General features: G+C 66.8%; 21 protein-coding genes and 1 pseudogene. 11 read left to right on the top strand and 11 right to left on the bottom strand.

The features are described from left to right. Together ipdC and WA965_RS08765 are read left to right on the top strand one after the other, a co-directional pair. A pseudogene (ipdC, locus tag WA965_RS08770) lies at positions 1-636 on the top strand ((3aS,4S,5R,7aS)-5-hydroxy-7a-methyl-1-oxo-octahydro-1H-indene-4-carboxyl-CoA dehydrogenase); the annotation flags it as partial. A 45-nt stretch (positions 637-681) separates the two neighbouring features. Next, entirely contained in the window at positions 682-1,794 is a 1,113-nt protein-coding gene (locus WA965_RS08765) for an NDMA-dependent alcohol dehydrogenase (protein WP_178361606.1), read from the top strand. A 72-nt stretch (positions 1,795-1,866) separates the two neighbouring features. On the opposite strand, the gene fadA6 is transcribed toward WA965_RS08765, so the two are convergent. Genes fadA6 through ipdE1 form a run of 4 tightly spaced genes read right to left on the bottom strand, consistent with a single transcriptional unit; the run spans position 1,867 to position 5,565 of the window. Continuing rightward, a complete protein-coding gene (fadA6, locus tag WA965_RS08760) occupies positions 1,867-3,021 on the bottom strand; it encodes a steroid 3-ketoacyl-CoA thiolase FadA6 (RefSeq protein WP_526302246.1) in 1,155 nt (384 codons plus the stop codon). Between the two features lie 2 nt (positions 3,022-3,023). After that, the gene (kstR2, locus tag WA965_RS08755) at positions 3,024-3,629 is read right to left on the bottom strand and encodes a TetR family transcriptional regulator KstR2 (protein WP_526302290.1); all 606 of its coding nucleotides are present in this window, start codon (positions 3,627-3,629) and stop codon (positions 3,024-3,026) included. Beyond that, positions 3,629-4,417, bottom strand: coding sequence for a (5R,7aS)-5-hydroxy-7a-methyl-1-oxo-2,3,5,6,7,7a-hexahydro-1H-indene-carboxyl-CoA reductase (ipdF, locus tag WA965_RS08750; protein ID WP_526302244.1), 789 nt, complete (start codon positions 4,415-4,417; stop codon positions 3,629-3,631). Before ipdF ends, kstR2 begins: the two co-directional genes overlap by 1 nt. Beyond that, positions 4,414-5,565 (bottom strand): acyl-CoA dehydrogenase IpdE1, encoded by a 1,152-nt coding sequence (gene ipdE1 / locus WA965_RS08745; protein ID WP_526302242.1) that lies wholly within the window; start codon positions 5,563-5,565, stop codon positions 4,414-4,416. The genes ipdF and ipdE1 overlap by 4 nt, the downstream gene beginning before the upstream one ends. 48 nt (positions 5,566-5,613) lie before the next feature. On the opposite strand from ipdE1, the gene fadD3 reads away from it, so the two are divergent. The 5 genes from fadD3 to WA965_RS08720 are packed head-to-tail and all read left to right on the top strand — an operon-like array spanning position 5,614 to position 11,379. Continuing rightward, complete coding sequence (fadD3, locus tag WA965_RS08740; RefSeq protein WP_526302240.1) at positions 5,614-7,149, top strand: 3-((3aS,4S,7aS)-7a-methyl-1,5-dioxo-octahydro-1H-inden-4-yl)propanoate--CoA ligase FadD3; 1,536 nt, start codon at positions 5,614-5,616, stop codon at positions 7,147-7,149. A gap of 1 nt (position 7,150) precedes the next feature. Further along, positions 7,151-8,275: an acyl-CoA dehydrogenase family protein gene (locus tag WA965_RS08735; RefSeq protein WP_526302238.1), complete on the top strand. Its 1,125-nt coding sequence runs from the start codon at positions 7,151-7,153 to the stop codon at positions 8,273-8,275. Between the two features lie 7 nt (positions 8,276-8,282). Continuing rightward, positions 8,283-9,242 carry an acyl-CoA dehydrogenase family protein gene (locus WA965_RS08730; RefSeq protein ID WP_526302236.1) on the top strand — a complete coding sequence of 320 codons (960 nt, stop codon included), beginning with the start codon at positions 8,283-8,285 and terminating at the stop codon, positions 9,240-9,242. A 31-nt stretch (positions 9,243-9,273) separates the two neighbouring features. Then, the gene (gene ipdE2, locus WA965_RS08725) at positions 9,274-10,215 is read left to right on the top strand and encodes an acyl-CoA dehydrogenase IpdE2 (protein WP_526302234.1); all 942 of its coding nucleotides are present in this window, start codon (positions 9,274-9,276) and stop codon (positions 10,213-10,215) included. Positions 10,216-10,266: 51 nt separating this feature from the next. Continuing rightward, complete coding sequence (locus tag WA965_RS08720; RefSeq protein WP_526302288.1) at positions 10,267-11,379, top strand: pyridoxal phosphate-dependent aminotransferase; 1,113 nt, start codon at positions 10,267-10,269, stop codon at positions 11,377-11,379. Between the two features lie 8 nt (positions 11,380-11,387). Here the strand turns inward: WA965_RS08720 and WA965_RS08715 are convergent, their stop codons facing one another. The 4 genes from WA965_RS08715 to xylA form a co-directional block, all read right to left on the bottom strand. Then, entirely contained in the window at positions 11,388-12,683 is a 1,296-nt protein-coding gene (locus tag WA965_RS08715) for a sugar ABC transporter permease (protein ID WP_526302232.1), read from the bottom strand. Between the two features lie 20 nt (positions 12,684-12,703). Beyond that, positions 12,704-13,489, bottom strand: coding sequence for an ATP-binding cassette domain-containing protein (locus WA965_RS08710; protein WP_526302230.1), 786 nt, complete (start codon positions 13,487-13,489; stop codon positions 12,704-12,706). Between the two features lie 5 nt (positions 13,490-13,494). Beyond that, entirely contained in the window at positions 13,495-14,574 is a 1,080-nt protein-coding gene (locus WA965_RS08705; protein ID WP_526302228.1) for a sugar ABC transporter substrate-binding protein, read from the bottom strand. A gap of 118 nt (positions 14,575-14,692) precedes the next feature. Next, positions 14,693-15,916 carry a xylose isomerase gene (xylA, locus tag WA965_RS08700; RefSeq protein ID WP_526302226.1) on the bottom strand — a complete coding sequence of 408 codons (1,224 nt, stop codon included), beginning with the start codon at positions 15,914-15,916 and terminating at the stop codon, positions 14,693-14,695. A 130-nt stretch (positions 15,917-16,046) separates the two neighbouring features. On the opposite strand from xylA, the gene WA965_RS08695 reads away from it, so the two are divergent. The 3 genes from WA965_RS08695 to WA965_RS08685 are packed head-to-tail and all read left to right on the top strand — an operon-like array spanning position 16,047 to position 19,939. Further along, a complete protein-coding gene (locus tag WA965_RS08695) occupies positions 16,047-17,225 on the top strand; it encodes an ROK family protein (RefSeq protein WP_526302224.1) in 1,179 nt (392 codons plus the stop codon). 1 nt (position 17,226) lies between these two features. Then, positions 17,227-18,621, top strand: a complete 1,395-nt coding sequence (locus tag WA965_RS08690) for a xylulokinase (RefSeq protein ID WP_526302222.1) — start codon at positions 17,227-17,229, stop codon at positions 18,619-18,621. Positions 18,622-18,655: 34 nt separating this feature from the next. Then, complete coding sequence (locus WA965_RS08685; RefSeq protein WP_526302220.1) at positions 18,656-19,939, top strand: DUF222 domain-containing protein; 1,284 nt, start codon at positions 18,656-18,658, stop codon at positions 19,937-19,939. Here WA965_RS08685 and WA965_RS08680 read toward each other — a convergent pair. From WA965_RS08680 to WA965_RS08670, 3 genes are read right to left on the bottom strand one after another with little or no spacing between them, the layout of a single operon-like run. Further along, positions 19,920-21,863, bottom strand: coding sequence for an acetoacetate--CoA ligase (locus tag WA965_RS08680; protein ID WP_526302218.1), 1,944 nt, complete (start codon positions 21,861-21,863; stop codon positions 19,920-19,922). The two genes, WA965_RS08685 and WA965_RS08680, sit on opposite strands and share 20 nt — an antisense overlap. Continuing rightward, a complete protein-coding gene (locus WA965_RS08675; protein ID WP_526302216.1) occupies positions 21,841-22,587 on the bottom strand; it encodes a 3-hydroxybutyrate dehydrogenase in 747 nt (248 codons plus the stop codon). The genes WA965_RS08680 and WA965_RS08675 overlap by 23 nt, the downstream gene beginning before the upstream one ends. Next, complete coding sequence (locus tag WA965_RS08670) at positions 22,584-23,954, bottom strand: MFS transporter (RefSeq protein ID WP_526447369.1); 1,371 nt, start codon at positions 23,952-23,954, stop codon at positions 22,584-22,586. Before WA965_RS08670 ends, WA965_RS08675 begins: the two co-directional genes overlap by 4 nt. Positions 23,955-24,021: 67 nt before the next feature. Between WA965_RS08670 and WA965_RS08665 the strand changes: the two genes are divergently transcribed. Continuing rightward, the coding region (locus WA965_RS08665; protein WP_526447367.1) for a LysR family transcriptional regulator at positions 24,022-24,233 on the top strand (212 nt) is incomplete at its 3' end.

Raw genomic sequence — 24,233 nt, 5'->3', positions numbered from 1 at the left:
GGGCACACCGGACCGATCGCCACCACGCTGCTGTTGCCGTCGGTGCTCGACGCCGTCGCCGACACCGGGATGCCGGTGATCGCGGCGGGCGGCTTCTTCGACGGCCGGGGTCTGGCTGCCGCGCTGTCCTACGGGGCGGCGGGCGTCGCCATGGGGACACGGTTCCTGCTGACGTCGGACTCCACCGTCCCCGACGCGGTCAAGCAGCGCTACCTGCAGGCGGCCCTCGACGGAACCGTGGTCTCCACCCGGGTCGACGGCATGCCGCACCGGGTGCTGCGCACCGGGTTGGTGGAGAAGCTCGAGGGCGGCTCCCCGGTTCGTGGTCTCGCCGCCGCGGTGGGCAACGCCCAGAAGTTCAAGAAGATGTCCGGGATGACCTGGAGCTCGCTGGTCCGCGACGGCCTGGCGATGCGCCGCGGCAAGGAGTTGACCTGGTCGCAGGTGGTGATGGCGGCCAACACCCCGATGCTGCTGAAGGCCGGATTGGTCGAGGGCAACACCGAGGCCGGCGTGCTGGCGTCGGGTCAGGTCGCCGGCATCATCGACGACCTGCCGACCTGCGCCGAGTTGATCGACTCGATCGTCGCCGACGCGGTCGAACACCTCCGGTCGGCGGCCGGTCACATCCGCTAGCCGAATCGACCTCGGCGGGCGGAGCATGTTCCTAGACTCCGACGGATGAAGACCAACGCCGCGATTCTGTGGGAGTACGGCTCCGACTGGACCATCGAAGAGATCGACCTCGACCCACCCAAAGACGGCGAGGTGCTGGTGTCCTGGGAGGCCACCGGCCTGTGTCATTCCGACGAGCACATTCGCACCGGGGACCTGCCGGCTCCGCTGCCACTCGTCGGCGGCCATGAGGGTGCGGGCATCGTGCGGGAGGTCGGCCCGGGTGTCATCGGTCTGGCGCCCGGCGACCACGTCGTCGCGTCGTTCCTGCCGGCCTGCGGACGGTGTCGGTTCTGTTCCACCGGCCATCAGAATCTCTGTGACCTGGGCGCGTTGATCATGGCCGGCACCCAACTCGACGGCACCTACCGACGCCATGTCAACGGGCAGGACGTCGGCGTCATGGCGCTCGTCGGCACGTTCTCGCAATACGGCACCGTGCCCGAGGCATCGATCGTCAAGATCGACGACGACATTCCGCTCTCGCGCGCCTGCCTGCTCGGGTGCGGTGTCACCACCGGATGGGGCTCCGCGGTGCACACCGCCGACGTGCGACCCGGCGACACGGTCGTCGTCATCGGCTTCGGTGGCATCGGCAGCGGAGCGGTCCAGGGCGCCCGACTGGCCGGCGCGGAGAAGATCGTCGTCGTCGAGCCGGTCGAGGCCAAGCGCGAGAAGGCTTTTCAGCTCGGCGCGACACACTTCGTCTCATCGCTGCCCGAAGCCACCGAGCTGGTCGCAGAACTGACCCGCGGCGTGATGGCCGACTCGGCGATCCTCACGATGGGCCTGCTCGAGGGCTCGATGCTCGAAGATGCCGCCAATATCGTCCGCAAGGGCGGCGCGATCGTGATGACCGCGCTGTCCACGCTGGCCGACAACTCGCCCACCTTGGGCCTGATGATGTTCACGCTGTTCCAGAAGCGACTGCTGGGCAGCCTCTACGGCGAGGCCAATCCCCGCGCCGACATCCCGCGACTGCTCAGCCTGTACCGCGAGGGCAAACTACTGCTCGACGAAACCGTCACCCACGAGTACAAACTCGCCGAGGTCAACGAGGGCTACGAGGACATGCGTGCCGGCCGCAACATCCGCGGCGTCATCGTCCACGACCACTGAGCCCGCCGGAATTGCATTCCAGCAGCGCCGTTCTCGAACTTTCCCGGCTGGAATGCAATTCCGGCGGAGAGACTAGAGGCGTTCGATGATGGTGACGTTGGCGGTGCCGCCGCCCTCGCACATCGTCTGAAGACCGTAGCGGCCGCCGATGCGTTCCAGCGTGTTCAGCATGGTGGTGAAGAGCTTTGCGCCGGTGGCACCGAGGGGGTGTCCGAGCGCGATCGCGCCACCGCTCGGGTTCACCTTCTCCGGATCCGCCTTGGTCTCCTTGAGCCAGGCCTGGACTACCGGTGCGAACGCCTCGTTGATCTCGACGGTGTCGATGTCGTCCATCGACAGGCCCGTCTTCTCCAGCGCATAGCGGGTCGCCGGGATGGGCCCGGTGAGCATGAAGACCGGATCCGCGCCGCGTGCGCTGATGTGATGGATGCGTGCCCGCGGCTTGAGGCCGTGCGCCTTCACTGCGCTTTCCGAGGCCAGCAGCACCGCGCTGGCGCCGTCGGAGATCTGGCTGGCCATGGCCGCGGTGAGGCGACCACCCTCGACGAGGGTCTTGAGGCCGGCCATCTTCTCCAGCGAGGTGTCGCGCGGGCCCTCGTCGACACGGAACCCGTCCACCTCGAGGATCTCTTTGTCGAAATGCCCGGCGCGGATGGCCGCCTGCGCGCGTTGATGGCTGGTGAGCGCGTACTGCTCCATCTCCTCGCGGGACAGGTTCCACTTCTCAGCGATCATCTCCGAGCCGCGGAACTGGGAGATCTCCTGGTCCCCGTAGCGGTGCAGCCAGCTCTTCGATTCGTTTGTCGGAGAGGTGAATCCGAACTGTTCGCCGACGATCATGGCCGAGCTGATCGGGATCTGGCTCATGTTCTGCATTCCGCCGGCCACGATCAGATCGGCCGTGCCCGACATGATCGCCTGCGCGCCGAAGGAGATGGCCTGCTGAGAGGAGCCGCACTGCCGGTCGACGGTGACGCCGGGGACCTCTTCGGGGAATCCGGCTGCCAGCCAGGACAACCGGGCGATATTGCCGGCCTGCGGGCCGATGGCGTCGACACAGCCGGCGATGACGTCGTCCACTGCGCCGGGGTCGACGTCGACGCGCTCGAACAGGCCGCGCCATGCGGCCGCGCCCAGGTCGACGGGGTGCATCCCGGCGAGCGATCCGTTGCGCTTGCCGATCGCGGTGCGCACCGCGTCGACGACGTATGCCTCTGACGCTGCCATGTTCAGACTCCTTCTGTCGTTATGCCACCGAGCACGATGGCGAGGTATTGCTGGCCGACCTGCTCAGCTGTCAGTGGTCCACCCGGCTGGTACCAGCGGACCGAGACCCAGGTGGTGTCGCGGATGAATCGATACACCAGATCGACGTCGACGTCGGGTCGGAAGTAGCCCTCCTCGATGCCCTGGGTCAGCACCTCGACCCACATCTGGCGCTGTTCCCGGTTGCGCTCGTCCACGTAGGCGAACCGCGGCTGCGAGGACAGATGTTTGGCCTCGTCCTGGTAGATCACCACCGCCGCGTGCTGGGTCTCGATGGCCTCGAACGACGCCATGAACAGCCCCTTGAGACGCTGCACCGGATTCGGTTCGGTCGCGACGATCTCCTGGTAGCGGTGGAACAACCAGTCGAGAAATCCGCGCAAAACCTCGTCGACCATCTCCTCTTTCGACGAGAAGTGGTGGTAGAGGCTGCCGGACAGGATTCCCGCGGAGTCGGCGATGTCGCGCACGGTGGTGGCACGCATCCCGCGCTCGGCGAACATCGTCGCGGCGAGCGCCAGGAGCTCGTCGCGTCGGGTGTTGGCCGGGGCGGCCGGGCGCTCGGCCATCATGGGTGTTGGCTCGACACCGAGATCACTTCGCCGGTCAGGTAACTGGAGTACTCGCTGGCCAGGAACGCGATGGTGGCCGCGACCTCCCACGGCTCCGCGGCACGGCCGAACGCCTCGCCCTCCGAGAGCCGGTCGAGTAGCTCGGAGCTGCTGGTCTTCTCGAGGAACTTGTGTCGCGCGATGCTCGGGGACACCGCGTTGATCCGCACGCCGTATTCGACGGCTTCTATTGCGCTGCAGCGGGTCAGCGCCATCACACCGGCTTTGGCCGCCGCGTAGTGCGACTGCGAATGCTGCGCCCGCCACCCGAGCACGCTGGCATTGTTGACGATGACGCCGCCGTGCGGTGCGTCACGGAAGTACCGCAGCGCGGCGCGGGTCGCGCGCATCGTCGACGTCAGCGTCACGTCGAGCACGCGGTCCCATTCGTCGTCGGTCATGTCGACGACGGGAGTCTGGCCACCGAGACCGGCGTTGTTGACCAGCACGTCGAGTCGACCCATCTTGTCGACGGTCGAGGTGATCAGCGCATCGACCGCGGCGGTCGACGTCACGTCACACACCGCGGCGTCGACGCGGCCCAGACCGAGGCCGGCAAGTTGGTCCCGGGTCTCCCCGAGGCGGCGCTCGTGAAAGTCGGACACGACGACGTCGGCGCCTTCGGCAAGAGCCCGCCGGGCCACCGAGGATCCGATACCGGTGCCTGCGGCCGCGGTCACCAGGACGACCTTGTCGGTCAGCAGCCCGTGTCCGTCGATCTCTTTCGGCGGTACTGAAAGTGTCACGAGGGCTTCATCTCCCGGGGAAGGCCGAGCACCCGCTCGGCGAGAATGTTGCGCTGGATCTCGTTGGATCCGCCGTAGATGGTGTCCGAGCGGGAGAACAGGTACAGCCGCTGCCACTCGTCGAACTCGCCGCCGTCCAGGGTCAGACCCGCCATGCCCTGCACGTCCATCGCGATCTCGCCGAGCTCGCGATGCCAGTTGGCCCACAACAGTTTCGATACGTTGTCTTGTCCAGGCTGTTCCACGTCCATCGTGGCGAGCGCGTAGGCCCGCATCGTGTTCAGCCCGGTCCAGGACCGCGTCAATCGCTCCCGGATCACCGGATCATCGGCCGCACCGGTGCGTTTGGCCAGCTCCACCAGGTTGGAATGCTCACGGGCATAACGGATCTGCTGGCCGAGCGTGGACACGCCCCGCTCGAACGTCAAGGTCCCCATCGCGACCCGCCAGCCGTCGCCCGGCTCACCGACCACGAGGTCGGCGTCGGTGCGGGCGTTGTCGAAGAACACCTCGTTGAACTCCGAGTCACCGGTCAGCTGGATGATCGGACGGATGTCGACTCCGGGCTGGTCGAGGGGCACCAGTAGATAGGACAGGCCGGCGTGCCGCTTCGAGCCCTTCTCGGAGCGGGCGATCACAAAGCACCACTGCGCCCAGTGGGCCAGTGAGGTCCAGACCTTCTGCCCGTTGATCACCCATTGATCACCGTCGAGCGTCGCCGTGGTGGAGACGTTGGCGAGGTCGCTGCCTGCTCCGGGCTCGGAGTAACCCTGCGACCACAGTTCGGTGACGTCGAGGATCCTGGGCAGGAAACGCTTCTGTTGCTCGGGAGTGCCGTAGGCGATGAGCGTGGGCCCGACCAGTTCCTCGCCGAGATGGTTGACCTTGTCGGGGGCGTTCGCCTTGGCGTACTCCTCGTAGAACGCGACCCGGTGCGCAACGGAGAGCCCACGGCCGCCGTGTTCTTCGGGCCAGCCCAGACAGGTCAGCCCGGCAGCTGCCAGATGCTGGTTCCATTCCCGACGTTCTTTGAACGCTTCGTGCTCGCGGCCGGGGCCACCGAGGCCCTTCAACGCGACGTACTCACCGACAAGATTCTCGGCAAGCCAGTCGCGGACCTCAGCCCTGAACTCCTGGACCTCTATCACCCCTGTAGGCTAACCTACCAAGCACTTGCTTTGTTAGAGGGAGCATCGATGACCCAGCTGAGGACCACTCCGGCGGTTCTCGACCGGATCACCGGCGAGATTCCCGACCACCCCGCCGTGGTCACGCCGGACAGGACCTTGACGTTCGCCGCGCTGCGTAACGAGGTCCGCCACGCCGCCGCGGCGATGATCGACCTGGGCGTAGCACCGGGCGACCGCGTCGCGATCTGGTCGCCGAACACCTGGCACTGGGTGGTGGCCGGCCTGGCCGTCCACTACGCCGGCGGGGTCCTCGTCCCGCTGAACACGCGCTACACCGCGAGCGAGGCCACAGATATCCTCGCCCGCACCGAGGCGCCGCTGCTGTTCGCCTCCGGTGAGTTCCTCGGCTCGGACAAGGCGGCCAGCGTCGACCGTGGCGCCCTTCCCGCGCTGCGTCATATCGTGCGGATCCCGATCGAGAAGGCCGATGGCACGTGGGACGAGTTCGTCGCCCGGGGCAACGACCTGTCGGTCGTCGACGACCGCGCCGCCGCGGTCACACCCGACGACGTCTCCGACATCCTGTTCACCTCGGGGACCACGGGTCGCAGCAAGGGGGTGCGGTGCGCACACCGGCAGTCTTTGGACGCGTCTGCCGCCTGGGCCGCGTGCGGCCAGGTCACCCGCGATGACCGCTACCTGTGCATCAACCCGTTCTTCCACAACTTCGGCTACAAAGCCGGCATCCTGGCCTGCCTCCAGACCGGCGCAACCCTGTTCCCGCAGCTGACCTTTGACCCGCTGCAGGCGATGAACGCCGTGGCCGAGCACCGGATCACCGTGCTGCCCGGTCCGCCCACGATCTACCAGACCCTGCTCGACCACCCCGATCGCAGCGGCTACGACCTGAGCTCGCTGCGATTCGCGGTCACCGGGGCGGCCACCATCCCCGTCGTACTGATCGAGCGCATGCAGACCGAACTCGACATCGACATCGTGCTCACCGCCTACGGCCTGACCGAGGCCAGCGGCTTCGGCACGATGTGCCGCTCCGAGGACGACGCGGTCACCGTCGCCACCACCTCGGGACGCCCGATCGCGGACTTCGAACTCCGGATCGGCGACCAGGGCGAGGTGCTGCTGCGCGGCCCCAACGTGATGCTGGGTTATCTCGACGACCCCGACGCCACCGCCGCCGCGATCGACGGCGACGGCTGGTTGCACACCGGCGATGTCGGCGAACTCGATGACGCCGGGAACCTGAAGATCACCGACCGGCTCAAGGACATGTACATCTGCGGCGGCTTCAACGTCTACCCCGCCGAGATCGAGCAGGTGCTGGCCCGCCTCGACGGAGTCGCGGAAGCGGCGGTGATCGGGGTCCCCGACGAGCGGCTCGGTGAAGTCGGCAAGGCGTTTGTGGTCGCGCTGCCGGGCGCCGAGCTCGACGAGAAGACCGTGATCGATCACACCCGAGAACATCTCGCGAACTTCAAGACCCCACGGTCGGTGGTGTTCCTCGACGCGCTGCCGCGCAATCCGGGCGGCAAGGTCGTCAAACCGCAGCTCCGGCAACGCCCCGAGAACACAGAAAGGGCCTGAGTTGGACCTCAACTTCGACGACGCCACCCTCGAGTTCCAGTCGGAGGTGCGCGACTTCCTCTCGGCGAACAAGGACTCGTTCCCGACGCAGTCCTACGACACCGCCGAAGGCTTCGAGCAGCACCGGCACTGGGACAAGGTGCTCTTTGACGCCGGGCTGTCGGTGATCACCTGGCCGGCCGAGTACGGCGGTCGCGACGCCACGCTGCTGCAGTGGCTCGTGTACGAGGAGGAGTACTTCCGCGCCGGTGCCCCGGGACGCGCAAGCGCCAACGGCACGTCGATGCTCGCGCCGACCCTGTTCGCGCATGGGACTTCCGACCAACTGAAGCGAATCCTGCCGAAAATGGCCAGCGGCGAGGATATCTGGGCGCAGGCCTGGTCGGAGCCGGAGTCCGGCAGCGACCTGGCGTCGCTGAGATCGACGGCAACCAAGACCGAGGGCGGCTGGCTTCTCAACGGTCAGAAGATCTGGAGCTCACGGGCGGTCTTCGGGGAGCGGGCTTTCGGCTTGTTCCGCTCCGATCCCGAAGCGCAGCGCCACAAGGGGCTGACGTACTTCATGTTCGACCTGAAGGCCGACGGCGTCACCGTGCGGCCGATCGCGCAGCTCGGCGGTGACACCGGGTTCGGGGAGATCTTCCTCGACGACGTGTTCGTGCCCGACGAGGACGTCATCGGCGGCGTACACGACGGCTGGCGCGCGGCGATGAGCACCACGAGCAACGAGCGTGGCATGTCGCTGCGCAGCCCCGCACGGTTCATCGCACCCGCCGAACGTCTGGTGGCCCAGTGGCGCGACAAACCTGATCCGGCCTTCACCGACCGTGTCGCCGACGCGTGGATCAAGGCCCAGGCCTATCGGTTGCACACGTTCGGCACCGTCACCCGGGTGAACAACGGTGGCGAGCTGGGCGCGGAGTCGTCGGTGACCAAGGTGTTCTGGTCCGACCTCGACGTCGCGCTGCACCAGACCGCGTTGGACCTTCGTGGCGCCGACGGTGATCTCGCCGATCCGGTGACCGACGGTCTGCTGTTCGCCCTCGGCGGCCCGATCTACGCCGGCACCAACGAGATCCAGCGCAACATCATCGCCGAACGACTCCTGGGCCTGCCCCGAAAGTAGACGATCAGTGAACTTTGAGATAGACGACCAGCAGCGTGACTTCGCGGCCAGCATCGACGCCGCGCTGGGCGCTGCCGACCTGCCGGGCGCCGTACGCGCCTGGGGTGCCGGCGACACCGCGCCCGGCCGCAAGGTGTGGGCACAACTGGCCGACCTCGGTGTGACAGCCTTGATGGTGCCCGAGAAGTTCGACGGCATCGAGGCGCACCCCGTCGACCTCGTGGTGGCCATGGAGCGGCTCGGGCGCTGGGCAGTGCCGGGACCGGTGACCGAATCCATCGCGGTGGCACCGATTCTGCTGGCGGCCGACGAGCGCAGCGCCGCCCTGGCTTCCGGTGAGCTGATCGCGACGGTGGCGCTGCCGCCCACGGTGCCCCGCGCGGTTGACGCCGATACTGCGGGCCTGGTCCTGTATGCCGAAGACGGGCAGGTGCGCGACGGCGTGGCCGGTGAGGCGCACGAGTCGGTCGACCTCAGCCGAAAGCTGTTCGAAGTCAATGCTTCCGGAGACCTGCAGTCGGCCGACGTCGACCGAGCTTTCGAATTCGGCGCGCTGGCCACCGCAGCTCAACTGGTCGGTGCAGGTCAAGCGATGTTGGATGCCGCTGTCGAATACGCCAAGCAGCGCAGCCAATTCGGCACCGTCATCGGCACCTATCAGGCGATCAAGCACAAGCTCGCCGATGTGCTGATCGCGATCGAATTGGCGCGGCCGCTGGTCTACGGGGCGGCGTTGTCGCTTGCCGACGGATCCGCCAACACTGCCCGCGATGTCAGCGCCGCCAAGGTCGCTGCGGCCGACGCCGCACTGCTCGCCGCGCGCTCAGCGCTGCAGACCCACGGTGCCATCGGTTTCACCCAGGAGCATGACCTGTCACTGCTTCTAGTGCGGGTGCAGGCGCTGCGGCCCGCGTGGGGTGACCCGACGTGGCATAGGCGCCGAGTATTGGAGGCACTGACAGTATGAGCGTTCAGCGAGTAGCGAAGGCGGATCGCGCATGACAGAAGAGCGGGAACTGCTGCGCGACACCGTCGCCGCGCTGGTCGACAAGCACGCACCACCTGAAGCGGTTCGTGAGGCGATGGCTTCGGAGCGCGGATACGACGAGTCGCTCTGGCAGATGCTGTGCGAGCAGGTCGGCGTCGCGGCCCTGGTGGTACCCGAGGAATTGGGCGGTGCCGGCGGCGAACTCGCCGATGCCGCGGTGGCGCTCGAGGAGCTGGGCAAGGCCTTGGTGCCCACCCCGCTGCTGGGGACCACGCTGGCCGAGTGGGCGCTGCTGTCGGCCGACGACCCCGACGGCGAGACACTCGGAAAGCTGGCGGAGGGATCGTTGGTCGGTGCCGTCGTTTTTGACCCCGGCTATGTGGTCAACGGGGACATCGCCGACGTGGTGATCGCCACCGACGGTGAGACCCTCACGCGTTGGCAGTCTTTCACCACCGAACCGGCCACCCCGATGGATCCGACGCGCCGGTTGGCTCGAGTGCAAGCAGGAGAGACCTCACCGATGGGGCGGGACCCCGGGCTTGCCGACATCGCGGCGATCCTGCTGGCCGCCGAGCAGATCGGTGCCGCATCGCGGTGTCTGGACCTGACCGTGCAGTACACGAAGGACCGCGTCCAGTTCGGCAGGCCGATCGGTAGCTTCCAGGCGCTCAAGCACCGGATGGCCGACCTGTACGTCGCCGTGCAGTCGGCACGGGCGGTCGTCGACGAGGCCGTGGCGGACCCGAACCCGACGTCGGCCGCGCTCGCTCGGGTCGCCGCCAGCGAGGCGTTCTCGACCGTGGCCGCCGAGGCCGTCCAGTTGCACGGCGGCATCGCGATCACCTGGGAAAGCGACATCCAGTTGTACTTCAAGCGTGCCCACGGCAGCGCACAGCTGCTGGGGCCCGCCCGCGAGCACCTGCGTCGCCTCGAATCGCAGGTGTTCTAGCCTGAAGTCGTGACGGTTTCGCTGCGGGCAGGTATCCCACCGTTCTACGTGATGGATGTGTGGCTGGCCGCGGCAGAACGGCAGCGCACCCATGGCGACCTGGTGAACCTGTCCGCGGGCCAACCCAGCGCGGGAGCGCCCACCCCGGTTCGCGACGCGGCCGTCGCAGCGCTGGGCCGCAACCAACTCGGCTACACGGTGGCGTTGGGCAAACCGGAGCTGCGGGCGGCGATCGCGGATACGTACTGGAACCGCCACGCGATCGAGGTCGAACCGCGCGACGTCGTGGTGACCACCGGTTCGTCCGGCGGATTCCTGCTGGCCTTCCTCGCCTGCTTCGACGTCGGCGACCGGGTGGCGATCGCCAGCCCCGGCTACCCGTGCTACCGCAACATCCTGTCCGCTCTCGGGTGTGAGGTGGTCGAGGTGCCCTGCGGCCCCGAAACACGTTTCCAGCCCACCGTGCAGATGCTCGACGAGCTCGATCCACCTGTCGCCGGTGTGGTCGTGGCGAGTCCGGCGAACCCGACCGGAACGGTCATCCCACCCGAGGAACTCGCGGCGATCGCCACCTGGTGTGAGTCGTCGGGAGTCCGCCTCATCAGCGACGAGGTGTACCACGGGCTGGTGTACGACGGTTCACCCGCGACCAGTTGCGCGTGGGAGACATCACGGGAAGCCGTTGTGGTGAATAGCTTCTCGAAGTACTTCGCGATGACCGGGTGGCGGCTGGGTTGGCTGCTGGTGCCCGACGAGTTGAAGCGGGCCGTCGATTGCCTCACCGGCAACTTCACGATCTGCCCGCCGACACTGTCCCAGGACGCAGCCATCGCGGCGTTCACCTCCGAATCGATCGCCGAGGCCGATTCCCTGCTCGAGGGCTACTCCGCCAACCGGATGCTGCTGCTCGACGGACTACGCGGGATCGGCATCGACCGGCTGGCCCCGGCCGACGGCGCCTTCTACGTGTACGCCGATGTCTCTCACCTCACCACCGACTCGCTCGCGTTCTGCTCGTCGTTGTTGTCCGACACCGGGGTTGCGATCGCGCCCGGGGTCGACTTCGACACTGTTCGCGGCGGGGCGTCCGTGCGGTTGTCGTTCGCGGGACCGTCCGACGACATCACCGAAGCGGTGCGGCGCATCGGTTCGTGGCTGGGTTAGTGCCCGGCTCACCCCAGGCCGGTGGACGAGCGCCGTCGGCGCGAAATCGCATCCACGCTCGCCGCGAGTAGCAGCACGCCTCCGGTGACCAGGAAGTTGATGTAGGACGACTGATTCAGCAGGCCGAGACCGTTGGCGATCGTCGCGACCACCACCCCGCCGATCACCGCGTCCACAGCTCGTCCCTTGCCGCCGAACAAACTGGTTCCGCCGATGACGGCGGCACCGACCGCGTACAGCAGGGTGTTGCCGGCACCCGAGGACGCCGACACCTTGCCCGCGTAGGACGCCGCGATGATCCCACTCAGGGCGGCCAGTGACGAGCACGCGATGAACACCGACACCCTGATCCGGTCGACCGAGATGCCCGCGCGCCGGGCCGCTTCGGCATTACCGCCGACGGCGTAGATGTGTCTGCCGTAGGACGTTCGGTTGAGCACCAGGGTCAACACGATCAGCAGCACCAGGATGATCGGCAGCACATAGGGGATACCGCGGATCTCCACGTTCGGGTTGACGCTGCGGTTGATGCTCAGCACGTAGGTCACCCCCAGGGTGACCACCGCGAGGCCGGCAACCCGGGCCACCACGATCCCGAACGGGGGGTGCGCCAGCCCGAGCTCCTTCTTGGTGCGATAGCGGTAGACCTCCAGCGCACCGAAACCGATGACCACCAACAGGGCGATGGTCCAGCCCGCGGTCACCGACAGGTTGTTGATGGTGATGCCACGAATGACGGGATCGTCGACGCGGACCGACCCGCCCTCACCGATGAGTTTGAGCGTGACCCCTTGTAGCCCAAGGAAGAACGCCAAGGTCACCACGAAGGACGGGATGCCGAGTTTGGCCCGCAGGGCACCGATCATCACGCCGATCAGCGCGCCGGCGGCGATGCCCGCCGCCATGGCAACCCACCAGGGCAGGCCGGTGTTGACGATGCTCAAGGCCATGGCACAGGCGGCGACGCCCCCGGCCACGCCCGCCGACAGGTCGATGTCACCGAGTAGCAGGACGAAGACCAGTCCCATCGCCAGCACGCAGATCGACCCGGCCTGGGTGACGAGGTTGGCGAGGTTGAGCGCCGACAGGAAGCGGTCGTTGGCCAGGCCGAACACCACGAACAGCACGATCAGCCCGAGAACGGCGGGCAGCGAACCCATATCGCCGCCGCGGACCCTGCGCAGATAGGAGCGTACGGCGTCGCCGAAACCCTCGTCGGCACGGGCGTCGACGGCGAAGTCGGACCCGGCCAGCGCACCCTCGGGTTGTGAACTGCCCCTCGATTGAGAGCTGACTGTGGTCATGGAAGTGTCCTTCGCATCCGTCACATCGACTCGGCGGCATCGGCCGACGCCAGCCCGAGGTCGCCTGACCGTCCGGCGGTGATGAGTTCGACCACCTCGCTGTGGGTGACATCGGCGGCCTTGACGTCGGCAGCAACCCGGCCGAGGTACAGCGCGCAGATCCGGTCTGCGACCTCGAAGACGTCGATCATGTTGTGGGAGATCAGCACAACACCCACACCCTGGTCGGCCAATCGGCGCACGAGATCGATCACCTGGCGGGTCTGTGCGACACCGAGTGCGGCCGTGGGTTCATCGAGCAGCACCACCTTGGAGTTCCACAGAACCGATTTGGCGATCGCCACGGTCTGGCGCTGACCTCCGGAGAGGCTGGACACCGTCTGCCGCACCGATTTCACGGTCCGCACCGACAACGACTTCAGTGCGTCGCGCGCCATCGTCTCCATGCGGGCTTCGTCGAGCATCCCGCGGTGCTTGAGCTCACGGCCGAGGAACATGTTCTCGACGATGTCGAGGTTGTCGCACAGCGCGAGGTCCTGGTACACGACCTCCACACCGAGTGCCGAGACATCGTTGGGACCGTGCACGGTGACCGGCGATCCCTGGAACAGGTAGGTGCCGGTGTCGATCGGATGGATCCCGGCGATCGCCTTCACCAGCGTCGACTTCCCCGCGCCGTTGTCACCGACCAGTGCGGTGACCTCACCGGGATAGACCTGGAAGTCGATGTCGTGCAGCACGTGCACAACCCCGAAACTCTTGTTCACCCCCCGTAATTCGAGGATCGGTTCGGCACTGGACGTCATGTCGCTCAGACTCCCGCTGCGGCGCACATCGCTTCGAACTGTCCCGCGCACACCTCGTCCTTGGACTGACCGCCATCGGTGAACACGATGTCGACGGTGTCCTTCGTGATCGACTGCGGGGTCAGCAGCACCGAAGGCACGTCGCGGCCCCCCTGGTCATCCCGGGAAGTGCTGTTGGTCTCGGGCTGCTGCCCGGCCGCCAGCGCGATCGCGGCTTCGGCCAGTGCGCCGGCCTCCTCGGTGGCGGATTTGTACACCGTCATGCACTGCGTGCCGGCAAGAATGTTCTGCAGGCCCTCGACCGTGGCGTCCTGCCCGGTGACCGGCACCTGGCCCGCGCGCTGGTTCTTCTCCAGGATCGAGATGACCGACCCGGCAAGCCCGTCGTTGGCGGCGTACACGCCGTCGATCCTGCCGTCGGCCGCGGTGTTGAGCTGCTCGAAGATGGTGACCGCCTCGTCGTTGTCCCATTCCGGGACGGCCTGTTCGCCGACGATGGTGATGGTCGGGGTGGCGTCGACCACCGAGTGCGCGCCGGCGGAGAACAGCGTGGCGTTGTTGTCGGTCGGCGAACCGTTCAGGAAGACGACGTTGGCCGGATTGCCTCCGAGGCAGTCCACCAGGCCCTGGCCCTGCAGCTCACCGACTTTGGTGTTGTCGAAGGACACATAGACGTCAGCGGAGCCACCGAGCGTCAGCCGGTCGTAGTCGATGGTCTTGACGCCCTGGGTGGCGGCCTTCTGCTGAATCGAGGCACCGCTGTCGGAGTCCAGGTTCACGATGGCCAGCACCGTGACACCGTCGGCGATCATGCCGTCGGCGATGGTGGCCATCTGGTCGGCCGAGCCCTCGGCATTCTGGATGGTGTACTCAACCCCGGCTTCCTCGAACGCGGCTTCCAGCGCGGGTCGGTCTTTGGACTCCCACCGGACCGAGGATTTGGTGTCGGGCAGGATGACGCCGATCTTTCCGCCTGCGCTCTGACCACTTCCGCTCCCCGAGTCGCTGCTGCTGCACCCGCTGAGGGTGAGACCGACGACAGTGGTCGTGAGTACGGCAGTGAGAACGGTGCTCGTACGTTTCACGGAACTCGCCTCCAGATAGGTGGTGTGGATGGTGGCAGCACCGACGACCATCGCGGCCACGGGCTTTTGTAATCGTGAGCAACATATAACGTGATGCACGTCACGTCCAGCGTGCTACTCATCGCGCGCCCATCAGGTGCTCGATGGCCAGCTGATTCAGCTCGACAAAACCGAAACCCTTTGCGCCGAAATATGAGTCGGCATCAAAATCCTCGTAGGCTGTCCGGTCGGCCAGCAACTCGTCGTAGGTTTCGCCGGGGTTCAGGGTCGGGGTGCGCAATTCGGCCACCTTTGCCCGCCCCATCGCGTCGACGACTGCCGGGTCTGACCGGAACGCGGCCGCCCTGGCACGCAGCAGCAGATACATCCGCATGTTGGCCGCCGCCGATGCCCACACCCCGTCGGCATCTTCGGTGCGACTGGGCTTGTAGTCGAAGTGCCGGGGTCCGTCATAGGCCGGCCCGCCATCCGGGCCGCCGTTCTCGAGCAGATCCACCAGCGCGAAGGCATTGGCCAGATCGCCATGACCGAACACCAGGTCCTGATCGAACTTGATTCCCCGCTGACCGTTCAGGTCGATGTGGAACAGTTTCTTGCTGTAGAGCGCTTGGGCGATACCGTGCACGAAGTTCAGTCCGGCCATCTGCTCGTGCCCCGTCTCGGGGTTGACGCCGACCATGTCCGGGTGAGCGAGGGTGTCGATGAACGCCAGCGCGTGCCCCACCGTCGGCAGCAGGATGTCACCGCGTGGCTCGTTGGGCTTGGGCTCGATCGCGAACCGGAGTCCGCTGCCCTGATCGATCACATACTGGCACAACAGATCAAGTGCCTCGCGATAGCGTTCCAGGGCAGCTTGGACGTCCTTGGCGGAGTCGTACTCGCCGCCTTCTCGCCCGCCCCACATCACAAAGGTCTGGGCACCGAGTTCGGCGGCCAGATCGAGGTTGCGGAGCACTTTGCGCAGGGCGAAGCGACGCACCGAACGGTCGTTGCTGGTGAACCCGCCGTCCTTGAAGACCGGCTGGGTGAACAGGTTGGTGGTGACCATCGGCACGACGAGACCCGCACCAGCCAGCGCGGAAGTCAGTCGATCGATCATCCGTCGCCGTTCCGTGTCGGAGCTGCCGAAAGCGAACAGATCGTCATCGTGGAACGTCAGGCCGTAGGCGCCCAACTCGGCCAGCCGCTCGACAGCCTCCACAACGTCGAGCGCGGGCCGGGTGGCGACACCGAACGGATCGTTGCCCGGCCAGCCGACCGTCCAGAGACCGAAGGAGAATTTGTCCGACGGTCGCGGCACGAGAGCCTCCGCTGCGGGAATGCTGGACTCCAGAACGGTCATCGGGTACTCCTCGAAAATCATGACACCCGGCGATGCGGGCCCAATCCATGGCGAATGGGTTATTTTGTTCTCTGTGCGAACATAAGATGTGGCCTGCGCCACTGTCAAGGCCGAAGACGAGGGAGCAGACGTGCCGGTGAGACGGACCGACAACCATCGGGTTGTTCGTGTGGGCACCAGTACCGACGACGTCCGGCGGCGCAATCTGTCCAGTGTCTTGACGCTGGTGCACCGCCACCGCGCTCTCAGCCGCGCCGAGCTGACGCGCCACACCGGATTGTCGCGATCCACCACCAAGGATCTCGTCGAGGAGTTGGTGACCCGCGGCCTCGTGGCCGAATCACCCGCACCATCGGCATCGCAGGTCGGGCGGCCCAGCGCCATCGTGCGCCCCGGTCAGCGGGTCCTCGCGGTCGCGGTCACACCCGAGGTCGACGCCGTCACCGTGGGTGTGGTGGCGATGGGCGGTGCGGTCCTGGACGTGGTGCGGTGCCCGACAGACCGGGTTCCGACTGCAGCAGACGCCGTGGACATCGCGGCCGGCGCGGTCGCTCGGATCCGGCGCGGCCTGCGAGACGGGCAGGCGGTGACAGCTATCGGCGTGGCGGTGCCGGGGCTGGTACACAGTCCGGAGTCGGCAGTGCAGCTGGCGCCCAACCTCGACTGGCACGATGTCGAGATCGGACAGATGCTGAGCGCCGCAACGGGTTTGCCGACGATTGCCGCCAACGACGCCAATGTCGGCGCCATAGCGGAGCACCTGTTCGGCAACCACCGCGACGCCGAGCATCTGATCTACGTCAACGGCGGCCCCAGCGGCATCGGCGCTGGTTTTGTGGTCGGCGGTGATCTTCTCGAGGGTGTTGCCGGTTATGCAGGCGAACTCGGCCACACCTACGTCGGTGGTGGCGAACAGTGCCACTGCGGCAGTGTCGGTTGCCTCGAGACCGAGGTCACCCAGGCACCGCTGACCGGTCTGCTCACCGAACTCGACGGCGGCGGTGGTGAGCCACCCGGCCACAGCAGCGCGGAGCGCGACGTGCTCAACCGGCAGGCTCGAGTGCTGGCCATCGCACTGGGCAATGCGATCAACATGCTGAACCCCCGACTGATCGTGCTCGGCGGATTTCTGCGGGTCTTCCCCGCCTACGCCGCCGCGGTGCTCCGCGAAGAACTCGCGCGACGCACGATGGGTGCACCGCGCGCCCTGGTCCAGGTGGTGCCCGCCACCCTCGGCGCCGACACGTTGTTCATCGGCGCGGCCGAGCTGGCCTTCGCGCCGGTACTCGCCGATCCCGGGAGGTTCTGAGATGAGTCTTGTTGCGGGGATCGACTCCTCCACGCAGTCATGCAAGGTGCTGATCTGCGACGCGGACACCGGCCGGATCATCCGGTCGGCGTCGTCGCCTCACCCGAAGGGCACCGAGGTCGATCCGAGCCTCTGGTGGGATGCGTTGCAGCGCGCGGTCACCGCGGCGGGCGGGTTGGACGACGTGGCCGCCATCTCCGTGGGAGCCCAGCAGCACGGCATGGTCTGCCTCGATTCCGCCGGCCGCCTGGTCCGAGATGCTCTGCTGTGGAACGACACCCGGTCCGGCGACGCGGCCGATCAGCTGGTCGAGGAGCTCGGCGGCCCCGCGGTGTGGGCGCAGCGTGTCGGCGTCGTGCCGGTCGCATCGATCACGCTGACAAAATTGCGCTGGCTGGCCGACAACGAACCGCACCATGCCGACGCCACCGCGGCGGTGTGTCTTCCGCATGACTGGCTGACGTGGCGCCTGACGGGCTCCTCCGACATCGCCGACCTCAGCACCGACCGCAGCGACGCCAGTGGCACAGGCTACTTCTCGGCGGAGACCGACAGCTATCAGGACGATCTGCTCGCGCTCGGTTTCAGAGGTCGAATTCCCCTCGTGCCGACGGTTTTTGGACCGCACGACTCCCCCGGTGGCACACATCATGGAGCGATCCTGGGACCCGGTGCCGGTGACAACGCCTCTGCCGCATTGGCATTGAACGCAGGAACCGGCGACTGCGTGGTGTCGCTGGGTACGTCTGGGGTCGCGAGCGCAGTCGGCCGGTCGGCTCCGCACGACCCGGAAGGGATCGTCGCCGGCTTCGCCGATGCGACCGGCCGCCAGCTCCCGCTGGCGTGCACTCTCAACGGGGCGCCGGTGCTGGCGGCGGTCGCAGGAATGCTGGGCGTCGATTTCGACGAGTTCGATCGCCTTGCACTGTCAGCCCCCGCGGGCGCCGACGGCCTGGTCCTCGTCCCCTACTTCGAGGGCGAGCGCTCACCGAACCTGCCGCAAGCCTCGGGCGCCCTGCACGGGGTGACGCTCCGAAACCTGAACCCCGCGAACATCGCCCGCGCAGCGGTCGAGGGTCTGCTGTGCTCGATGGCCTACTGCATCGACAAGATCACCGGGCAGGGAGTCGACGTCGAGCGCATCATCCTGGTGGGCGGTGGGGCACGATCAGAAGCCGTCCAACGTATCGCACCTGCCGTCTTCCAGCGGGCCGTACACGTGCCGACGCCGGCCGAGTACGTGGCGCTGGGTGCTGCCCGGCAAGCGGCCTGGGTGCTCTCCGGTCACGACGCGCCACCGTCGTGGGACGTGGGGCTATCCACCAGGTACGAGGACGCAGCGACACCAGAGGTGCTGCTGCGCTACCAGGACGCGGCACAGCTGACGCTGAGGTGAGCGTGCTGTCGGAGCCGTGGGCTAGCCTGGGATCATGTTCGAAAGTTTGTTCGACGTTGATCCCGGGGCGGGCGAGGCTGCTCTGCGGGCGCAGGTTGAGCACTTCGAGCAAGTGAAGTCGGCGGCGGCTGCGGCCCAAGCGCGGGCGACTGCGTTGTGGGCCGAAAAGCGTGCTGCTGCTGAGCAGGCGGCGGGGGTGCCGAAGACCAAGCGGGGCAAAGGGTTGGCCTCGGAGGTGGCGTTGGCGCGCCATGAGGCCCCGGTCAAGGGTAGTCAGCATCTGGGTTTCGCGAACGCTTTGGTGCATGAGATGCCGCACACGTTGGCGGCCTTGGAGGCCGGGGTGCTCTCGGAGTGGCGGGCCACGCTGATCGTGCGCGAATCGGCCTGTCTGAGTGTGGAGCACCGCCGCGAGTTGGACGCAGAGTTGTGCGCGGATATGTCGCGGTTGGTGGGGTGGGGCAACAACCGGGTCGAGGCTGAGGCCAAGAAGATCGCGCTGCGTCTGGACGCGGCGGCGGTGGTCGAGCGCGCCGCCCGGGCGGCCGGGGATCGGTGTGTGACGATCCGCCCGGCGCCCGACACCATGACCTGGGTGTCTGCGTTGCTGCCGGTGGCGCAGGGGGTGGCGGTGTATGCCGCGCTGAAGCGGCAGGCCGATGTCACGTTCGACGGGCGTTCGCGCGGGCAAGTGATGGCCGACACCGTCTATGAGCGGGTCACCGGACGCTCGGCGGCCACGCCGGTGCCCGTGGCGTTGAACATGGTGATGGCCGATTCCACGCTGGCCGGTGACGATGAGGAACCGGCGTGGCTGGACGGCTACGGGCCGATCCCGGCGGGGTTCGCGTGCCGGCTGATCGGTGACGCGGTGGCCGACAAGGACACCAAAGCGACGTTGCGCCGGCTCTATCGCCATCCGCGCTCGGGGCAGTTGGTGGCGATGGAATCGCGGTCACGGATCTTCCCGAAAGGGTTGGCGGCGTTCATCGGATTGCGCGATCAGAGGTGCCGGACCCCGTACTGTGATGCCCCGATCCGCCACCACGATCACGCCACCCCGGCTCGGGCGGGCGGGGAGACCAGCGCGTGCAACGGGCTCGGGGATTGTGCAGCCTGCAATTACACCAAAGAAGCCCCCGGCTGGACAGTCACCACCGAACAGCGTGAAGGCGAGCACGTTGCGCAGTTCAGCACCCCGACCGGGGCGACGTATCAGTCCACCGCCCCACCGCTACCCGGGCCGCCGATACGACGAAAGCTGAGCCTCCTCGAAGGCCGACTCAGCATCGACCTGGTCACCTTCGACGCTGCGTGACGTACCAGTCGAGCAGTTCGGGGTCGTCCACTGCGCTGCGCTCGACGACTTTGGCAGCGTCACCGCCCTGGAACAGCTTCTTGATCGGCACTTCGAGCTTCTTGCCGGTGCGCGTGTGCGGAACGCCTGGGGCCACAATGATCTCGTCGGGCACGTGGCGCGGGGACACCTCGGTTCTGATGGTGTTGTTGATCCGGTCGCGCAACGTATCGGTGAGTTCCACACCGTCGGCGAGGACCACGAACAGGGGCATCCAGTAGCCGCCGTCGGACTGTTCGGCGCCGATCACCAACGCTTCGACGACCTCCGGCAGACTCTCGACCGCCTGATAGATGTCGGCGCTGCCCATCCGGATTCCATGCCGGTTGAGTGTGGAGTCCGACCGCCCGTGCACGACCACGCTGCCGTGCTCAGTGATGGTGATCCAGTCGCCATGACGCCACACGCCCGGGTAGTCCTCGAAATATGCTGCGCGGTAACGCTCTCCGTCGGGGTCGTTCCAGAAGGAGACGGGCATGGACGGCATCGGCTTGGTGACGACGAGTTCGCCCACTTCGCCGCGCACCGGCTTGCCGGACTCGTCCCACGCATCAAGCGCGACACCGAGGAACGGCGCCGACAACTCACCGGGCCAGACCGGAACCGTCCGCACCCCACCGATGAACGCCGACACCACATCGGTGCCACCACTGATCGAGGCGACCTGGACGTGCTCACCCACATGGTCACGTAGCCACAGCGACGACGCCGGCGGCAGCGACGACCCGGTGATCCCGACGGTCTTCAAAGCCGAGAGGTCGTGGGTTCCCTTCGGATCGGCGTCGGCCTTCATGCAGCCCAGAACGTAGCCGGGACTCGTGCCGAGCACCGTCGCGCCGACCCGCGCGGCGATCTCCCACAGTGCGTCCGGCCGGCCCGCCGACGGGCTGCCGTCGTAGCAGACTACGGTGGCACCGACGAGCAGTCCTGCGACCTGGAAGTTCCACATCATCCAGCTCGGGCTGGTGAACCAGAAGAACGTGTCGTCGCTCCCGATGTCGGATTGCAGCGCAACGGCTTTGAGATGTTCGAGCACCACGCCACCGTGACCGTGCACGATGCCTTTGGGCAGCCCGGTCGTTCCTGACGAGAAGAGGATCCACAGTGGGTGATCGAACGACACCGGTACCGGGTCGAGATCGCCATCACTGCGGGCAGCCAGATCGTCGACCGAGAACGTGGCCTTCAGCGTGGGCAACCCGGCCCGAACCGCTGCGGCATCCTCACTTTTGTCGCGATACTTTCCGCCGAAGGTGTACCCGTCTGCGTACACCAGCGCCTTCGGCTCGAGCTGGCCGAGCCGGTCCAGCGCTGCCTTCGCCGAATAGTCCTGGCCGCAGGCGCTCCACACCGCACCGACGGCGGCGGTGGCGACGAAGGCGATCACTGCCTCCGGGATGTTCGGGAGATAGCCGACGACACGATCGCCGGGACCGATGCCGGCTGCCCGCAGCGCTTCGGCGAACGCGGTGGTCCGTTCCGACAGCTCGGCCCACGACAACTCGCGGTCGGGACCTTCTTCACTGACATAGATGATCGCCGGCCGGTCGGTGCGCGCGTGGCGGAAGATCTGGTCGACGTAGTTCAGCGTGGTGCCGGGAAACCACCGGGCGCCGGGCATCTCGCTGCCCTCGAGAACGTCCGGACCACGATCACCGACCTCGAAGTAGTCCCACGCCGCGGCCCAGAAACCCTCGACGTCATCCACCGACCATCGCCACAGCGCGTGGTAGTCGGGGAATGTCGCCCCCGTGCGCTGCTCGGCGAATCGAGCGAAGTCGGTGACTCGGGCGTCGGCGATATCTCGGCCTGTAGGAACCCACTGGGGTTTCACGGGCGGCCCACCGACCGCGGCACTACCGTCAACGTGCACTCCATCCGCCATCCATCGTGTACGACGCCCCCGTCACCATGCCAGCAGTCGGTGAGGCAAGCCAACCCACCAGCGCCGCAACCTCCTCCGGCTCGACAAGTCGCTTCACCGCGCTCTCCTTGAGCAGGATCTCGGTCACCACCTGTTCTTCACCGATTCCGTGCGTTTTCGCCTGATCGGCGATCTGCTTGGTCACCAACGGGGTACGAACATAACCCGGGTTGACGCAGTTGCTGGTGACGCCGTGCGGACCGCCCTCCAACGCCGTCACCTTGGACAGACCTTCGAGGCCGTGCTTGGCCGTGACGTAGGCGACCTTGAACGGGGACGCCCGCAGGCCGTGGATCGACGAGACGTTGATGATGCGGCCGAACCCGCTGCGAAACATGTGCGGCAACGCCGCACGGATCAACAGGAACGGGGTCTCCACCATGAGCGCCATCATCATCCGGAACCGTTCCGGGGGAAATTCGGCGATCTCGTTGATGCTCTGCACACCGGCGTTGTTGACCAGGATGTCGGTCTGCAGCTGCAACTCTTCCAGCGCCTGGACATCGAGAAGGTCTACCGCCCAGGCATTTCCGTCGATCTCCTGCGCCAGCGACTTCGCCGCGACGTCGTCGATGTCGGCGACCGTCACCGACGCGCCCCGGCGAGCCAACTCCCGCGCGCACGCCGCACCGATGCCGCTCGCACCACCTGTCACCAGGGCGCTGCGGCCGCCCAGTTCGCTCACAGCACGCCGGCCTTGGCGAGGTGCTCACGGTCGGCGTCGTCGAGTGTCTTCAGGTCCAGGCCGTTGGTCTCCCGGTTGAACAGGGCGGCCACCAGGGTGATCGCTGCGGCACCGGCGAGGTAGAAGGCGATCGGCAGCCACGAGTCGAACCTGTCGAGCAGCCACGTTGCGATGGCCGGCGCGAGCGAGCCGGCGACGATGGAGGTCACCTGATAGCCAAGGGAGACACCGGAGTAGCGCATCCGGGTGGGGAACATCTCCGCCATGATGGCCGGCTGCGGGGCGTACATCAGCGCGTGGATCATCAGACCGACGATGACGGCCGCCATGATCATCAGGTAGTTGGCGGTGTTCATCATCGGGAAGGCGAAGAACCCCCAGGTGCCCGCGAGTACGGCACCGACGATGTAGACCGGCCGTCGTCCGTACCGATCGGACAGTCTGCCGACCTGCGGGATCACCAGGAAGTGCACCGCATGGGCAGCCAACAGGTACCACAGGATGTCGCCGGTGTCCGCGCCGACATGGGTGGACAGGTAGACGATCGAGAAGGTGACGACGAGGTAGTACATGATGTTCTCCGCGAAGCGCAGGCCCATGGCGGTGAAAACCCCACGGGGGTAACGCTTCAGCACCTCGAACACCCCGTAGGACACGGCCTTGGTCCGTTCGACCTCTTCCTGCGCTTCCAGGAAGATCGGCGCATCGGTGATCTTGGTGCGGATGTAGTACCCGATCACCACGACCACGGCAGACAGCCAGAACGCGACCCGCCAACCCCACGACAGGAAGGACTCCTCCGACAACGTGGCAGTCAGTATCAACAGCACCACCGTGGCGAGCATGTTGCCCACGGGCACGGCGGCCTGTGGCCAACTGGCCCAGAACGCACGTTCCTTGTTCGGGCTGTGCTCGGCGACCAGAAGCACCGCTCCGCCCCACTCGCCGCCCACCGCGAAGCCCTGCAGGAACCGCAACACGACCAGCAGAATCGGCGCCCAGATGCCGATCTGCCCGTAGGTCGGCAGGCAGCCCATCAGGAAGGTCACGGCGCCGACGAGCAGGATCGCGAACTGCAACAACTTCTTGCGGCCGTACTTGTCGCCGAAGTGCCCGAAGACGATGCCTCCCAGTGGGCGTGCGACGAATCCGACCGCATAGGTCAGCAGCGCCGCGATCAGCGCGTTGGCGTCGCTGGTCCCTTGGGCGAAGAAGATCTTGTTGAACACCAACGTCGCGGCCGTGGCGTAGAGGAAGAACTCGTACCACTCGACGACCGTGCCGGCCATCGACGCGACGACGACGCGTTTGAGGCCGGCGGTCACCGACCGAGGCTCGTCGGTCCCCGGCTCATGTTGTGTGCTCATGGGAATCCCTCCATTGTGACGCCGACCACAGACCCTGTGAGTATTCATGCAGCTACCCACTGCGGCAATGACCAAACCTGCAGTATCTATCTGCAAAACTGCACATGTGGCCCCGATCCCTGAACGTCCCAGCCCCGACGACCTGCTCGTCCTGCTGGCGGTCGGCCGGACCGGGCGATACACCACGGCAGCCGAGGAACTCGGGCTCAACCACACCACGATCAGTCGCCGCATCGCCGCGCTCGAGCGCGCGATGGGCGGGCGGGTACTGGCCAGGGT

This window comes from Mycobacterium sp. (genome assembly GCF_049683935.1).
GTDB lineage: Bacteria > Actinomycetota > Actinomycetes > Mycobacteriales > Mycobacteriaceae > Mycobacterium.
The sequence above is the reverse complement of the archived record's forward strand: the minus strand, read 5'-3'. Positions and strand labels throughout refer to the sequence as shown.